Here is a 15421-nt window from a genome sequence, read left to right as displayed (position 1 = left end):
GACTACCGGAACCCGTAGACCAGAACCTTCTTCCCTTCAAAGTGTTCCTGCACACCTTGCACGCAATTCATCGGACAGCTGTAGTCGGGAGTCGACGAGGCTGTCGGGACACTCGCCCGATAGACCACGGATTCGATCTGCGTCCCGTCCGAAGTGATCACGATGTTCAGGTCAGTCTCGACGCCAGCCGCCACAGGTCCTCCGGTAATGTAGCGGACCGACATCGTTCCGGTGCAATCGGAGTTCACCGTGTAGGTGCCGGTCTGGTGAGGATTGAAGGTAGTCGAGCCGGCTTTCGGCACGCCGTTGATGTTCCCAACGTCAGTGCGTGTGAAACCACCGTTGCCGTCGAACGTCACCAGGGCGACGTCATCGTAAATCAACGGGCTCGTGAACGGATGCAGCGTGTTCGTCGAATCGAGCAATCCAAGAATCTCTCCGTGACCGATGAACCCATAGGGTCCCTTTAGCGTTGCCTTGGAGCAAAGGCCCCCGCGACCACCGTCGCCATCACCGTCGCCATCACCCCTGCCGCCGGCCTGCGCGGTGCCGCTCAGCGACAGAATTGCAACGGCTACCGCCGTCCAAACGCTTATATGCCGGGTCTTCATCTTCATCTCCTTGTTAGCAAATCAGGCGCATGAAATCGCGGCGTGCAACAGCCGTTCGGCTGCCGGGATCGGGGCCTGGATCAATCAAACGAAAATAGTCGATATGAAATGGCCGCAGCGATGCCTGGTCGCCGTCGGTTGAAGGACCAGAGGTGGGGCCAAAGTGGTGAATGACGAAACGTTTTCGCCGGGCAGTCGTGTTTCGCCCGGTGTCGGCGGATACGTGCGGAAAGGATGCACGAAAGTCCGCGCAATGGTGACTTCGTGAGTCAGCCACGCTTTAAAGTCGCATGGCGAAAACCAGTGTAATCCACGCTATTTGCGCAGACCTGATGAATATCGGACAAAAGGAAGGCACAATCAGATCGCGCGCCGCGAAGGATTGCGCTTTCTTTGGGGTTCCGCGTGGCTAATGTGCAACGTCGTCACGCCCGGCAAAAGAGCGTGCGCGACAACGAGACGACAGAGCGAGCTGATTGAAAGCTTGAGCGGCCGCTTCATGTTCCTGGCGGAACTTTTTGGGCGATCACCGCCACTGCTGCGGCCTCAACGGGACAGCACGCGGTCGCGTTCATCTGGAGTCCCTACACGCTGGTTTTCGCTGCTGTGCTGTTCGTCGTGCTGGTGTGCGTTGCGGCGCTCACGGATAGAGGCGCGTTGTTCAGCGTCAACCGCGCGATGAGTTTCGGGCGGCGTCTTTACGTGTGGTGGTCGTGCGCGTGGCGTCAGTGGCTCGCGAGTACGCTGCTTTTCATCGTCGCCGTGGTGGCGTTTCACTTTCTGGTGCCGCGCGCGGCGGTGCCGCTGATGAGATTCTCCGAGCATGTGATTACGGCTGATGTCGCGAGGAGTTCGCCGGCATGGTCGATGGTGATTGCGGCGATGCCGGCGATCGTCGCGCTCGCGATCTACCTGCTGGTGAGTCTGCCGATCGCCGGATATATGGTGCGCAGCGGCCTGGCCGCGCATGGTTTCGCCGGTCCCGAACGTTTCGGCTTCTGGCGCGCGGTGTCGCTCGGGCTCACGACGTATCTCTGGTCGGTGCCTGGTAGCCTCGCGATTGCCGATATCCGGTGCATGCGCAACGGCCCGCTCGAAGCGGGCCGTCTTCCATTGCCGCTGCCCACATGGGCAGCGCTCGCCAAACGTCAATGATGCGCGTAGACCGAGGCGAGGGCGGCAACGTCCTGTTGCTGCGACAGAGCCGGGACCTTAACCGCGCCAGCTCCGGCCGCCGACGACCCGTTCGCCGCCCCGCCATATGCCGACGCCGCCGCGCCGTTCAGCGCGCTCACGCGTGCCTCGGCGGCCTGGATATCCTGCGGATAGGTGTTGTAATCCGCAGCCGGGTTGTAACCCGCCTTTTCGAGTTGGACCAGTTCCGCGCGAACCTGGGCACGCGTAACCGGCGCGTTGGACTGCGCGAACGAAACGACGGGGACAGCGACAACAGCGGCAACGATCAGCGACTTGACGAGTTTCATGGCATCCACCTGAGAGCAATTGAGTTGGTTCAGACCACGGTTGCGTGGCCCGTGCATCCAGTCGCGTCGACGTCCGCTTTGCTTTGCGGCACCGCCGACTGGCATGGACATATTTGAACCCCCTCATGTATCCCGTCTGTTTCCGCGAACCCCGACTTTTGCAACGGTGTTTGTCGGTCAGCCCGGTGGATACATAACGATACGAAACTCGTCGAAATCACCGCGCGCCGTTACTGGCCGCGAGTTCGGCGGGTCGAGGAAGCGCGTGCGCAACACCATCTTGACCAGGGCAATCCTTGCTAGCAAGAGCAACAAAGTTCACATATCGTTCCTCACACAGCAACGGAGCCACAGGCTAACGGGGATGTGATGCGCGAAATCAATCAGCAGCGGCTGCGCTATTTCCATGAGGTGCTCGGGCACGGCACGATCCGCGGTGCCGCGGACAGCCTCAACACGTCGCCCTCGGTGATCACGCGGCAGATCAAGCTGCTCGAAGACGAACTGGGCGTGCAGCTGTTCGAGCGGCAGGCGCGCGGCGTCCGGCCCACCGAGGCCGCCGCGCATCTGCTGGAGTTCTGGCGCGGCTATCGCGCGCAGCAGGAGAAGTTCGAGGATCAGCTGCACGCGTTGCGCGGCTTGCAGCAAGGCCGCGTCGATCTGGCCGTCAGCGAGGGTTACGTGGATGCGCTGATTGCCGAGGTCATCACGCCGTTCTGTGTGCAATACCCGAAGGTCGATATCGGCCTCACCGTGCTGCCGGTCGACGACGTGCTCGACGCAGTTGCGGAAAGCCGCGCCCATATCGGGCTCGCGTTCAATCCGCCGCCGCATCCGCGCGTCGAATATCGCGCGAGTTCCGCGCAGCCCGTGGTGTTGCTGGTGCGGCGCGACCATCCTCTCGCGCGGCGTGGCAAGCCCGCCACGATCGACGATCTGCTCGCGTGGCCGCTGGCGTTGATGCCGAGCACGTTCGGCATCGGGCACCTCGCAACGATGCTCGCGTTCGTCGAACACGTTGAGATCCGCGCGACGCTCACCACCAATTCGCTAACGGCACTCAAGCGGTTTGTCGCCGATGAAAACTTTGCGACGCTGATCGGAGAGTTCGCGGCCTCGCGCGAGATTCAGGCTGGCGAGCTGGCGACCGTGCCGATCGACCACGCGCTGTTTTTAGGCACGAAGGCGCGCGTGCTGGTGAAATCCGGGCGGCCGCTCGTCGCGGCTGCGCACGAACTGCTCGCGTGGATCTTGCAGCGCATGACGATGTTTGGGGGCGGCGCGCAAAGGTGAATCGGGTTGATTCACTGCGACCGCGCGCAATAGGCCCCCACCTGCCGCCTGCGCACCACCATCAACGAACAGACCCCGATGGACGCCACGATATTCACGGCCGGATAAAACGCCACGGCCACACTCCATTTCGGCAGCGCGAGAATCGCGAGCGCGTACTTAAGAACGCATAGCGCAAAGTACAAAAGACTCTCACTCCACGGATCGAGGATGGTCTTGCGCACCGTCGGCCCGAGGCCGACGAGTTCGATCAGCGTGACAAGACAGATCGACCAAGTCGGATCATTGGTGAGTATCCAGAGCGGAATAGCCGACAACGCAGCGACGAGGCAAAGCCAATCGAAAGCGGTCCGCCGCCGTTCACCCCGAAAGACGCTCGCGACGAGAACAAAGAAGCAGGTGGCCGCGATCGCCGCCGTAGACCACGCCGAAGGGCCTGCACCGGCGACGAATTGCCCGACCGCCGCAATCGCCGTGACGACCGACCAGACCAGCCACGTGAACAGATGCGGACGTACGGTGCCGCGCCAGATCGCAAGTCCATAAGGCAGAAACGCGACCAGCGAAACGATCGCCCCCATGACGCCGAACAGTCGGGTCATGTCCTGAAAGATGCGCATCATAGGAAGATCACACCCGGCACTGTCCTCGATATCGTGCCGGCGGTGCTCCACATGCGCGCGTAAAGAACCGAGTAAACGCTGTCGTCGATGCAAAGCCGACCCGCTCGCTGATCTCGCTGATCGACATCGGCGTATGCGCGAGCAGCGTACGCGCTTCGTCGATGCGCGTTTGCGTCAGCACCTCGGTGAAGGTTTTGCGCTCCGCGGCGAGCTTGCGTTGCAAGGTCCAGCGCGTCAGCGACAGCCTCTCGCAGACGATCGTCTGCAGGCTCTTGGGATCGATCGCATCCGCCTGCTCGCGCAGCACGTCACGCAGACATCGCTCGACTGTCGGAGAAAAGCGGCCCTGCTCGCGAATCCGCTGCAAGATGCCATGCGCGGCATGCATATGAATTTTCGAAAGCGGCGCGTTGTAGACCTCGAACGCGCGATCCAGCGCCGACGACTGCAACACCATCCGATTGCACGCCTGATCGAGTTGAACGCGCACGCCCAACGTCCCGCACAGCGCCCCGAGCGCACCGAGCCGCGCATCGGTGATGCCCGCGTCGCGCACGCGCAGGCGCGCGTCGTAGAGCCTGGCCACGCGCGCGATCAGCGTGAAGTTGCCGAGCGCGCTCGAGGCGTTGCGCCCTTCGCCTTCCGTCACGTATTCGAATGCGACTTGGTCGCCATCCTCCTGCATGATGAGCCAGTCGACATTACCGATCAGGTCGCGGTACGTGACGTAATTACGCAATGCATCGCGCAGCGTCGGACTATTGCAGAGCACGCCCGCGAGCTCGGGGAAATACAGCAGACCATCGAGCGCGTCGCCCTCGGGCGCGCCGCGCATCAGGCAGCGTTCCGCGAGCTGGAGCATTGCGACATGCTTGTCGCCCGGGACTCGCGCATCCGCCGCGGCGAGGTCAGCCTCCGCGATGCCGATATCGTGAGCCACTTTGGTGCGATCGAGACCCTCACGCTCCGCCGCGTCGAGCAATCCTCGATAGATGCGCGCTGATACGGACTTCTGACGCAAATCCACTGTGCCCTCCTCCGGTCGAAACCTGTCTGCGGGTTTTCCTGACGCTTCATCGGTCAAGTGCTGCACCCATCGGTCAAGCGCGTTTCGAGCGCATCCCTAGAATTTCTTTCGGCGCATTACCGCGAGCGCTAAGCGTAACAGGACGACAACGTTATGCAATGCAAATCACATGACCGACAACGACAACCCGGAGCGAGACGATGAGAAGCAAGCTGACGATACCCTTTGCCGCAGGCGCCATCGCCTGCGGTGTCGCGGTGGTACTCGCCGCCTGCGGCAATGGCAGCAGCCTCAGTGACCCGCCGTTGCCGAGCGATCCCGATGCACGCGCCGATGCGCGTGCCGCCGCGCTGGTCCAGCAAATGACGACCGCCGAAAAGATCCAGCTCGTGCACGGTGTCGGCATCCCCAACGCGGGACTGGGCGGTCCGTATCCGGCCGGCGTCAACGGAGCAGGCTACATTCCGGGCATCGCGCGGCTTGGCATTCCGGGCCTTGCAATGGCCGATTCGGCGGGCGGCGTCAATGTCGTCAAGTCGAATGCGACGGCGCTGCCCGCGCCGGTGGCGCTCGCGGCAAGCTGGGACCCGGCGCTCGCGAACGAGTACGGCGCGCGTATCGCGACGGAGCTGCGCGTGCTCGGTTATGGCGAAGGTCTCGGCGGCGGCGTCAATCTGGCGCGCGAACCGCGCAATGGCCGCACCTTCGAGTACATGGGCGAAGACCCGGTATTGACCGGCACGCTGAGCGCCGCGCGCACGATCGGCACGCAGGCGCAGAACGTCATCGCGACGATCAAGCACTACGCGATGAACGATCAGGAAACGAACCGCATGACGAGCAACTCGGTCGTCGACGAACGCACGATGCGCGAGACCGAACTGCTCGCATTCGAACTCGGCGTCACGCAGGGCACGCCCGGCAACGTAATGTGTTCGTACAACCTGGTGAACGGCGTGTATGCGTGCGAAAACCCGTATCTGCTGACCACCGTGCTGAAGAACGAGTGGGGCTTCAAGGGCGTCGTGCAATCGGACTGGACCGCCACGCACAGTACCGTCGCGTCGGCGCTGGCCGGCCTCGATGAAGAAGAGCCCGGCGATCTCGGCGGCGGAGCGTCGATTCCAGGCTTCACGCTGACGTCCTATTTCAACACCGCGCTGACGAGCGCGGTCAATGCCGGCAGCGTGCCAATGGCGCGACTCAACGACATGGTTCAGCGCAAGCTTCGCACGATGATCCGCTATGGCGTCTTCGATTCGCCGCCGACCACCGGCGGAAGTGTCGATCAAACCGCGGGCAATGCGCTGGCGTTGCAGGTCGCGCAGCAATCGTCGGTGTTGTTGAAGAACGCGGTGGCGAACGGTGATTCGCAGCCGGTGCTGCCGCTGAACGCGGCGGGGTTGTCGTCCATCGTGGTGATCGGCGGTCACGCGGATGCGGGCGTGCTATCGGGCGGCGGCTCGGGCGCCGTGCCGGCGGCCGCGGGCAACGCGGTGTCCGGTTGCGTGTCGCCGTCGCCGCTGCTGAGCACCTGCGCGACATGGTACAAGTCGGCACCGCTAGCCGCGATTCAGGCGAAGGCGCCGAACGCGAGCGTGACCTTCGTCGACGGCACGAACGCGGCGGCGGCGGCCACCGCGGCCGCGAAGGCGGACGTGGCGATCGTGTTCGCGACGCAATGGGAAAGCGAAGGCGCGGATCTGTCGAGTCTGAGCCTGCCGAGCAATGCGACCGACAGCTATAACCAGAGCTACGATCAGAACGCGTTGATCACCGCGGTCGCGGCGCAAGCGAAGCGCGTGATCGTCGTGCTCGAAAACGGCAGCCCGGTCCTGATGCCGTGGCTCGGCAACGTGCATGGCGTGCTCGAGGCCTGGTATCCGGGCGTGCAGGGCGGCCAGGCGATTGCCGATCTGCTGTTCGGCGCCGTCAATCCATCCGGCAAATTGCCGATCACGTTCCCGATGCAGGACGCGGATCTGCCGCAGCCGACGATCTCGGCCACCGATACGACCGTCAATTACAGCGAAGGGCTCTTCATGGGTTATCGCTGGTATGACGGCAAGCAGATCGCGCCGTTGTTCCCTTTCGGTTATGGGCTGTCCTATACCAGCTACAGCTACTCGGGCCTCAACGCGCAAGTGGATGCGAGTGGCAATGTGACTGTGACCTTTACCGTCAAGAATACCGGCTCACGCGCGGGCGGGGAAATCGCCGAAGTTTATGCCGCGTTACCGAGCGGTCTGGGCGAACCCCCGAAGCGCCTGGTCGGCTGGCAAAAGGTCGCGTTGCAGGCGGGGCAGTCGCAGCAGATCAGCGTATCGATTGCGCCGAAGCTGCTGTCGACGTGGGACGCGACCAATCACGTGTGGAAGCTGAACGGCGGCGTCTATCAAATGATCGCGGGGGCTTCTTCGCGCGATCCGAATGCGTTGACGGCATCGCTGACGATCGCGGGGCATTGAGCGCCGAGGTGTTGAACCCGCAAGCCCGGCAGCAGGGTACGGGGTATAGCTCCGTGTCCTGACTGCCCGGCTAGCTCGTGTCGTGGCCGCTCGGGTTTCGGCATGTCAACCGCCGGGCAGCCGATAAGCGAACTCGTACGAATGCGCGCCATCGACGATGTCGATCTTGAACTCGCCTTCAATGCCGCTCAGCTCGCCCGTGCCCGAATCGGGCACGACCGTCACCGCCAGCGACGCAGCACCGCGATTCATCACGCCGATATGCTGCAGCACGAACGTGCCCTGCTTGCCCGCCAGCGTGCCCCTCACCTGTTCGAGCGCGACATAGCCAGCCGAGCCTTTGACGTTCGTCATCGCGCTCAGCATTTGCCCTTGGGTGGTCGCGACGAGATCGCCGGAGATCTGCTTGTCGATCGACATGCGGCCGAGCTTCGATTCGGCCTCCGCGTTTTCGAACGGCATCGGTTGAAGGGAGACGATGAAGGTGCCTTTTGCTATGTGCTGAGTCATCGGGATTTCCTCCTGGCTTGAACGGGCGATGGCGAAGCGGTGAAACGAGACGCAACGCAATGTGACGCTGGTGAACCGTAGCACACGTCGCTGTCAATTAGCCGCACGCGCCGTGCTGTCAGCCGTGCCGAACGCATTCGCGAACTCGCGCTTCAACCACGCCAACGCCGGGTCCTGATCGTGCGCCGCGGCCCACATCAACGAAACCTCGTAGCCCGGCACTTCGAATGGCAACGGGCTGAGCGCGAGACCGAGCGTATCGCGCCAGACGCGGCCGATGAACTCCGGCACGGTCGCGATCGCCGCCGTGCGTTGCACGATGAACGGACTGGTCGCGAAGTTCGAACTCGAAAACACGACCTCGCGCTTCAGTCCCTGCAGCTCCAGTCGTTCATCGATGAAGCCGCGCAGCTCGGCGCTGAACGAAGTCAGCACGTGGCGGTGGCGCAGAAATTCGTCCATCGACAAATGCTTGCGACGCGTCTTGACGAGTTGCGGGTTGTAGACGCTCACGAAGCGCCATGAAAACAGCGGCATGAGTCGCTGCCACGGCACGCACTCGCGGAACACGCCGACTGCGAGTTCGATCGCGCCATCGTCGAGCATCGCGGCGGCGCGCGTCGAATCGGTGGAGCGTGCGATCAGCTTCACGCCGGGCGCTGCCACGGCGAGGCGCGCCATGATCTCCGGCATCAGCAGCAGTTCGAGCGAATCGCTGAGGCCGATGCGGAACACCCGCTGCGCGCGGGCCGGATCGAACACGGACGGCTGCGTGAGCGCCTGATGCAGCGATTGCAGGAATGGCTCGATCTGCCGCGCGAGTTCGAGCGCGCGCGGCGTCGGCGTCATGCCTTGCGGCGTGCGCACGAACAGCTCGTCGCCGAAGGTCTCGCGCAAGCGTTTCAGTGCGCCGCTGACGGCCGGTTGGCCAAGAAACAGCCGCTGCGCGGCACGCGTGACGCTGCGCTCTTCCAGCAGCGCGCGCAAGGTCAGCAACAGGTTCAGGTCGAAGCGCCGAAAATCATTTTCAATGATGTTGGCCATGACATTAAACGATTTGAATGATGGGCGTGCACCGCGCATTCTACTGCCACGGGGTCTTCCGTTCACTCTCAGGAGCAATGAAATGGACTGGCAAAATCAGAAGGTCGTGGTGCTGGGTGGTTCGTCGGGTGTTGGGCTCGCGACGGTGAAGCGGCTCGCGGCGGCTGGCGCGAGCGTCGTCGCGGTGGGGCGCGACCGCGCCAAGCTGGACGATGCGCTGAGCGGCATCGGCGCACAGGTGACGGGCGACGCGCTCGATTGCACCGATCGCGCGGCGCTCGAACGCTTTTTCGGCGGCCTCGGCCGGATCGATCATCTGGTGATGACGCTGTCGGGCGGCGAAGGCGCGGGGCCGTTTGCGGAGCTGGATCTGGCCGCGCTGCGGCGCGGCTTCGAGGCCAAGTTCTGGCCGCAGCTCGAAGCGGCGCAGACCGCGCTGCCCGCGCTGCGTCGCGACGGCAGCATCACGTTTCTGACCGCGATTTCGGCGCGCATCGCGAATCCGGGTACGGCGGGTCTGGGCGCGATCAACGGCGCACTCGAAAGCATGATCGGCACGCTGGCGCGCGAGCTGGCGCCGCTGCGCGTGAACGCGGTGTCGCCGGGGGTGATCGATACGCCGTGGTGGGACAGATTTCCGGCGAGCGTGAAAAGCGAGCTGTTTCGGCAGCAAAGCGAAACGCTACCGGTGCGGCGCGTCGGCCGGGCCGACGATGTCGCGCACGCGCTGCAGTTTCTGCTGGAGAACACGTTCATGACGGGGGCGGTGATCGAGTGTGACGGCGGCTTGCGACTGCTGTGAAGCACGGGCGCGGGAATGTGCGCTGAGGCGTCCTACGCCCTCCGAACCCGAACCGGCAGACACATCGTCGCTGCGAAGCACAGCAAATGCAGTGCGGCCAGCAGCACGAACATCGGCAGAAATCGGCTGGGCTGTACATCCGAAGCACCGTGCAGCGTCAACGCGAGCGCCATCGAAAGCAGCGTCGTGGCGAACGGACCGCCCACTCTCTGCGCGATGTTCAACGCCGTATTCGCGACCGCGAGCCGTTCTCTCGGGATCGACGAATATGCGGCCGAGATCGATGGCACGCTGATCGTCCCCTGACCGACGCCCGCAAGGAACAGACTGACAGCGGCCCATCCGGCCGAGAACGAAGCGATGCTCATCCACAGAAACACGAGCGTGCTCAGAAACGCCAGCAATGCGCCGGCCGCCGCGAGCGCGCGGCAACCGAGCCGCTCGGTCAACCAGCCGATCGGCGGGAACGAGCACATCATGCCGACGCCGGTCGCCGCGAGCAGGCCGCCCGCGTGCGCGGCCGACAAACCGCAGCCCGCGATCAGAAACAGCGGCACTGCAAGCTGTCGTCCATACATGATCCCGTTCGCGGAGAACTGCGCGAGTGCCGCGACCGAGAACGTACGCCTTGCAAACATGCGCACGTCGATCAGCGCGGCATCGCCTTTGCGCAACGCGTACAGCACGAACCCGGCGAGAAACACGACGCCCGCAAGCAGCCACGCGAGGCCCACCGCGCGCAACGCGTTCTGAAGTCCATAGACGAGTGCGACCAGCCCAGGGGAGATCAGCGCAAAGCCGGTGAAATCGAACGGCCGCTTCTGCGACGCAGGGGCATCGCGCGGCAGCAGCAACACCGCCATCGCGATGCCGACAGCGCCCACCGGCGCATTGATGAAGAACAGCCACGGCCAACTCGCGTGCGCGAGGACGAGTCCGGCCAGCACCGGGCCGAGAATGGGACCGAGCAGAATGGGCAGCGCGGTGAAGCCCATCACGCGCTCGAGGTTCCTGCCGGCCACTCGTCCGATCATCATCTGCGCCATCGGCACGAGCACACCGGCAACGAGGCCCTGGAAGATGCGCGCGCCGATCAACTCGCCGATCGTCTGCGCCGCGCCGCACAGCATCGACGCTATCGTGAACGTCGAAAAGCAGAACAGGTACAGCCGCTTCGCGCCGATGCGGTCGACCAGCCAGCCGTTGAGCGGCAACATCAACGCCATCGCGAGCAGGTAGCCGCTGACGATCCACTGCGCGGTGGCGATCGACGCATCGAGCGTATGGCCGATCGTCGACAGCGACACGTTGACGAGCGTCGAATCCATCTGCGACATGAACGAACCGATCGACACGACCGCCGCGACCTTCCAGACGGTGGGATCGATCCGCTCGGAAGCGGACGCGGAGATGTGCTCGCGCATGCCGCTCATCGGTCCGCGCGTGTACGGATGAAGGTCTGGCGCTCGGTCAGGCTCATGTACCGGCTCACGCTGCGTTGCCGCTCGCGGTCGCCGCGGCCGCGGGCTGTACCTGCTCGAGATGGCGCAGCAGCTTCGTCACCATCATCACCACGACGAACGCGAGGACCACGAAGAACAGCGCGAGCGGCGTGAGCACCTGCACCGACACGAAGCCGGCCAGCCCCATCATCGCCGAGGACACCAGCAGCAGCGCGCAGCCGAGAATCGCGCTCGTCAGGCCCGCGATGTGCGGGAACAGCGAGTTGCCCTTCGCCATCAGCGTCGGATACATCGCGCCGGCGCAGAAGCCCATCACCAGCACGGGCGTCGCGAGCGTCCACACGCGCAGGCCGACCGTCAGCGCGAGCAGCAGCATCACAACCGACGCGGCCGCCATCAGCCGCGCGCCGATGCGCAACCGCTGCTCGGCGCTCGGCAGACGCGGACCGTGCAGCCGATTCGACAGACCGCCAAGAAAGTACATCATGCCGATGCCGAGCGCGAGATAGCCGAAGAAGGTCGGCGGCTTGTGCAGCGTGGTCTGCACCATGAACGGCCCGACGATGTTGAACACGAGCAGGATGCTGTAGCACAGGCCCTGCGCGAGGAAACAGCTTTGGAACACGGGGCTCGCGAGCACCTTGCGCGCGTTCGCGGTCAGCGTGCGCGGTTCGAGATGCACGGGCTTCGGCAAGGTCTCGCGATAACGCCACAAGAGCGCCCACATCACCAGCGAATAGATCAGCAGAAACACGAGGCACGCGCGCCAGCCGAACGCCGTCTGCAGATGCGCGCCGATCACCGGCGCGACGATCGGCGCGAGCCCCCATGCGATCGACATGTACGTGAACGCATGCAGCAACGCCTGACCCGCGAACGAATCGGTGATGATCGCCTTCGCGAGCAGGTTCGTGCTCGCGATGCCGAAGCCCTGCAACGCACGGGCGAGGATGAACGTCTCGAGATTCGGCGCCGCGAGCGACAGCAGACACCCGACCGTGTAGACGGTCAGGCCGAACGCGAGCACGCGCTTGCGGCCATACGCGTCGGCGATCGGACCGAAGATCAGCTGGCCGAACGCGTAGGCGGCCATGTAGCCGGTGACGCTGGTCTGGATCGCTTGCGGCGAGGTACCGAAGTAGTGCGCCATCGCGGGCAGCGCGGGCACGTAGATGTCGATGGCGAGCTGTCCGGCGGATGCGAACAGGCAGATCAGGAACAACAGAAAGCGCGGCGAGTTCGGAGCGGAGTCGGCGGAGGCGGAGGCGGGTTGGTCGGCGGTAGCGTGGCTCATGGGTGCATCGAAAGGGAACACTGGCGGCGCGGGCAGCGGCGCGTTCGGATATCGAACGGAAAAGACGCGGGTGCCCCCGGCATTATCGCCGGGTATTGTGCCCGTGGTATCGCGGGAAGTGGGATATTCCCTGGCGAGGGTGTGGGATGGCGCGGCCGACCGGCGCGCTATGCCGCCGCAACGACGCTCATCTCGCGCAATCTTCGATCGACCGCAGCAACGCCCCGTGGTCCGCCGGGTCCTGGAAGAACGCGACGAAGCTCGCGTGTTCGCCGTTTGCGATGCGGTCCGAGCAGTCCTTGCCTTTGAGCGGGGGGCGAGACGCCGTCCAGATCATCGCCATCACGGCGAGGGCCAGCACGACGCCTGTAAAGACGAACCCGAGCAGCAACGACCTGGCGTCGTCCGACATTGCGTCTAGCGGATGAGAAGCGTCTTCCGGTTCGCAACTTCTTGTTGAAGATGAGTTCATGCCGATGTCCCGATAGTCAGCGTTCAAAAACCAGCGCCACCATGTTCCATCTGCACGTAAGATTGGAAAAGTTGAGTTTACTGACCATGTGATTCAGGTTTTCTGACCAATGCCATTCCGACTCCGATGAGAGAGATCAGTCTCGACCGCCTGCGCACCCTCGTTGTCGTCGCCGACCTCGGCTCTTTTGCCGAGGCCGCTGGCGTTCTGCATCTCGCGCCACCCACGGTCAGTCTGCATATCGCGGATCTCGAAAGTCGCGTCGGTGCGCCGCTGCTGTCGCGCAAACGCGGCCAGGTGCGGGCTTCGGCGATCGGCGAGACGCTGGTGGCCTATGCGCGTCAATTGCTGGCGAATGCGGAGCAGGCGCTGGAAGACGTGCGGCGGCAGGTGGAAGGGCTCGGCGGACGGGTTCGGCTCGGCGCTTCCACCGCAGCCATCGCGAATCTGCTGCCGCAGGCGTTGGAACGGCTGGCCGAGGACCATCCCGGCATCGACGTACAAATCGCCGTGCTGACTTCGCAGCAAACGCTGACGCGACTCGCGGAGGAGTCGCTCGACGTGGGCATCGTGGCGCTGCCGCAAGCGCCGATACGCGGGCTATCGATCGAAAAATGGCGCCGCGATCCGGTGGTCGCATTCATGCCGGCCGGGTGGCAATGTCCGGCGCGCATCACGCCGCATTGGATCGCCGCGAAGCCGCTGATCCTGAACGATGCCACCACGCGGCTTTCCCGTTTGACGACGGAATGGTTCAGCGCGGCGGGGCAGCATCCCACGCCGCGCATCCAGCTCAACTACTCGGATGCGATCAAGAGTCTCGTGGCGGCGGGATACGGCGCCGCGCTGCTGCCGCAGGAAGCGCGCTGCTCAACGGCCGACACTCGCATCGTCACACGTCCGCTGCGCCCGGCGTTATGGCGGCAGCTGGGCCTGGCCTATCGCTCGGGTACGGTGGAGCGTCCGACTCAGTATGTGCTCGACGTATTGCGGAGTTTGCGGTCGAGCTAGTGAGCGTCCGGATCGAGCAGCGGCACGAATACTCCCTTGTGCAGCTCCGTGCTGATGAAGCCAAGCCACTCCTGCAATTTCGCGCGTTCCGCCGTGCCGAGTCGCATCGGCGATTTTGCATACTCTCGCGCTGCGCTCGCGCGCGGGCGACTCGCGCGAGTCGCTGCGCGCGACGGCGCAGGCTGGCGTCGCGCTGATCTGCGGGGCGCCGGGCAAAAAGCCAGGCAAACCGCGGCACAGGTCCAAAACCTGAAGCGCCGCGACCGCGCACCGCCTAGCGGTTGATGAACCGCTGAAGCTGCGCCGGATAGCGCTCGCCCACCACCTTGATCTGCTCGAGCGCCGCTTCGATGTCGGAGAGATCCGCCGGCGTCAGCACGACACTGGCGGCGCCGACGTTCTCCGCGAGGCGCGGCAGCTTCGTCGTGCCCGGAATCGGCACGATCCATGGCTTCTGCGCGAGCAGCCACGCTAACGCGATCTGCGCGCGCGTCGTGCCTTTGCCATCTGCGATCCGGCCGAGCACGTCCACCAGCGCGGCATTCGCCTTGCGGTTCTCTTCCGAGAAGCGCGGCGCGATATTGCGGAAATCGCTCTTGTCGAAGGTCGTGCGCTCGTCGATCGCGCCGGTCAGAAAGCCCTTGCCGAGCGGGCTGAACGGCACGAAGCCGATACCGAGTTCTTCGAGCGTCGGCAGCACGCTGGCTTCGGGCTCGCGCCACCACAGCGAATACTCGCTTTGCAACGCCGCGACCGGCTGCACCGCGTGTGCGCGGCGGATCGACTCCACGCCCGCTTCGGACAGCCCGAAGTGCCCGACCTTGCCCGCGGCGATCAGATCTTTCACCGCACCGGCGACGTCCTCGATCGGCACGTTCGGATCGACGCGATGCTGATAGAACAGATCGATGCGGTCGGTTTTCAGACGCTTCAACGCAGCCTCGGCGACAGCGCGAATGTTTTCGGGCCGGCTGTTGAGCGGCTTTTTGGTGTCGCCGTCCTGAAAGCCGAACTTGGTCGCGACCACCACCTGATCGCGAAACGGCGCGACCGCTTCGCCGACCAGCTCTTCGTTCACAAACGGACCATAGACCTCGGCGGTATCGAAGAACGTGACGCCTTGCTCGAAGGCCGCGCGGATCAATTCGATGCCGGCCGCTTTTTCGGTGGCAGGGCCGTAGCCGAAGCTCAGGCCCATGCAGCCGAGGCCGAGCGCGGATACTTCGAGGCCGCTTTTACCGAGTTGACGTGTTTGCATACGATGCTCCAGTTGATGCGCCCGGCCCCCGGCTGCTGCCGGGACCACGACGCTTTGAATG

General features: G+C 64.2%; 15 protein-coding genes. 5 read left to right on the top strand and 10 right to left on the bottom strand.

What is annotated here, in order from left to right; all coding sequences use genetic code 11:
* Nucleotides 1-2 precede the first annotated feature (2 nt).
* Nucleotides 3-611, bottom strand: a complete 609-nt coding sequence (locus tag AB3X94_RS04625; RefSeq protein WP_176107037.1) for a hypothetical protein — start codon at nt 609-611, stop codon at nt 3-5.
* Between the two features lie 606 nt (nt 612-1217).
* Here AB3X94_RS04625 and AB3X94_RS04620 point away from each other — a divergent pair.
* Nucleotides 1218-1766 carry a hypothetical protein gene (locus tag AB3X94_RS04620; RefSeq protein WP_176107036.1) on the top strand — a complete coding sequence of 183 codons (549 nt, stop codon included), beginning with the start codon at nt 1218-1220 and terminating at the stop codon, nt 1764-1766.
* Here AB3X94_RS04620 and AB3X94_RS04615 read toward each other — a convergent pair.
* Nucleotides 1760-2095 (bottom strand): DUF4148 domain-containing protein, encoded by a 336-nt coding sequence (locus AB3X94_RS04615; protein ID WP_176107035.1) that lies wholly within the window; start codon nt 2093-2095, stop codon nt 1760-1762. The two genes, AB3X94_RS04620 and AB3X94_RS04615, sit on opposite strands and share 7 nt — an antisense overlap.
* 369 nt (nt 2096-2464) lie before the next feature.
* On the opposite strand from AB3X94_RS04615, the gene AB3X94_RS04610 reads away from it, so the two are divergent.
* A complete protein-coding gene (locus tag AB3X94_RS04610; protein ID WP_176107034.1) occupies nt 2465-3388 on the top strand; it encodes a LysR family transcriptional regulator in 924 nt (307 codons plus the stop codon).
* Between the two features lie 11 nt (nt 3389-3399).
* On the opposite strand, the gene AB3X94_RS04605 is transcribed toward AB3X94_RS04610, so the two are convergent.
* A complete protein-coding gene (locus AB3X94_RS04605; RefSeq protein WP_368611022.1) occupies nt 3400-4011 on the bottom strand; it encodes a hypothetical protein in 612 nt (203 codons plus the stop codon).
* Nucleotides 4012-4018: 7 nt separating this feature from the next.
* A complete protein-coding gene (locus AB3X94_RS04600; protein WP_176107033.1) occupies nt 4019-5038 on the bottom strand; it encodes an AraC family transcriptional regulator in 1020 nt (339 codons plus the stop codon).
* A 200-nt stretch (nt 5039-5238) separates the two neighbouring features.
* Between AB3X94_RS04600 and AB3X94_RS04595 the strand changes: the two genes are divergently transcribed.
* The gene (locus tag AB3X94_RS04595) at nt 5239-7506 is read left to right on the top strand and encodes a glycoside hydrolase family 3 C-terminal domain-containing protein (protein WP_368610885.1); all 2268 of its coding nucleotides are present in this window, start codon (nt 5239-5241) and stop codon (nt 7504-7506) included.
* 105 nt (nt 7507-7611) lie between these two features.
* Here the strand turns inward: AB3X94_RS04595 and AB3X94_RS04590 are convergent, their stop codons facing one another.
* Together AB3X94_RS04590 and AB3X94_RS04585 are read right to left on the bottom strand one after the other, a co-directional pair.
* Nucleotides 7612-8016 carry a DUF3224 domain-containing protein gene (locus AB3X94_RS04590; protein ID WP_176107032.1) on the bottom strand — a complete coding sequence of 135 codons (405 nt, stop codon included), beginning with the start codon at nt 8014-8016 and terminating at the stop codon, nt 7612-7614.
* A gap of 93 nt (nt 8017-8109) precedes the next feature.
* On the bottom strand, nt 8110-9060 hold the full coding sequence (locus tag AB3X94_RS04585) for a LysR family transcriptional regulator (protein ID WP_368610884.1): 951 nt from the start codon (nt 9058-9060) through the stop codon (nt 8110-8112).
* Nucleotides 9061-9142: 82 nt separating this feature from the next.
* On the opposite strand from AB3X94_RS04585, the gene AB3X94_RS04580 reads away from it, so the two are divergent.
* Entirely contained in the window at nt 9143-9862 is a 720-nt protein-coding gene (locus AB3X94_RS04580) for an SDR family oxidoreductase (protein ID WP_368610883.1), read from the top strand.
* A gap of 32 nt (nt 9863-9894) precedes the next feature.
* On the opposite strand, the gene AB3X94_RS04575 is transcribed toward AB3X94_RS04580, so the two are convergent.
* The 3 genes from AB3X94_RS04575 to AB3X94_RS04565 all read right to left on the bottom strand — a co-directional run bounded on the left by AB3X94_RS04575 (nt 9895) and on the right by AB3X94_RS04565 (nt 13031).
* Complete coding sequence (locus tag AB3X94_RS04575; RefSeq protein ID WP_368610882.1) at nt 9895-11295, bottom strand: DHA2 family efflux MFS transporter permease subunit; 1401 nt, start codon at nt 11293-11295, stop codon at nt 9895-9897.
* 55 nt (nt 11296-11350) lie between these two features.
* A complete protein-coding gene (locus tag AB3X94_RS04570) occupies nt 11351-12619 on the bottom strand; it encodes a multidrug effflux MFS transporter (protein ID WP_368610881.1) in 1269 nt (422 codons plus the stop codon).
* 187 nt (nt 12620-12806) lie between these two features.
* Complete coding sequence (locus AB3X94_RS04565) at nt 12807-13031, bottom strand: hypothetical protein (RefSeq protein ID WP_176121089.1); 225 nt, start codon at nt 13029-13031, stop codon at nt 12807-12809.
* 186 nt (nt 13032-13217) lie between these two features.
* Here AB3X94_RS04565 and AB3X94_RS04560 point away from each other — a divergent pair, with 186 nt between their 5' ends.
* Entirely contained in the window at nt 13218-14102 is an 885-nt protein-coding gene (locus tag AB3X94_RS04560) for a LysR family transcriptional regulator (RefSeq protein ID WP_368610880.1), read from the top strand.
* Between the two features lie 274 nt (nt 14103-14376).
* Here the strand turns inward: AB3X94_RS04560 and AB3X94_RS04555 are convergent, their stop codons facing one another.
* Entirely contained in the window at nt 14377-15360 is a 984-nt protein-coding gene (locus AB3X94_RS04555; RefSeq protein WP_176107026.1) for an aldo/keto reductase, read from the bottom strand.
* Nucleotides 15361-15421 lie beyond the last annotated feature (61 nt).

Source organism: Paraburkholderia sp. BR10923 (assembly GCF_040948765.1).
GTDB classification, from domain to species: domain Bacteria; phylum Pseudomonadota; class Gammaproteobacteria; order Burkholderiales; family Burkholderiaceae; genus Paraburkholderia; species Paraburkholderia youngii.
This window is presented reverse-complemented; position numbering and strand designations above follow the sequence as displayed.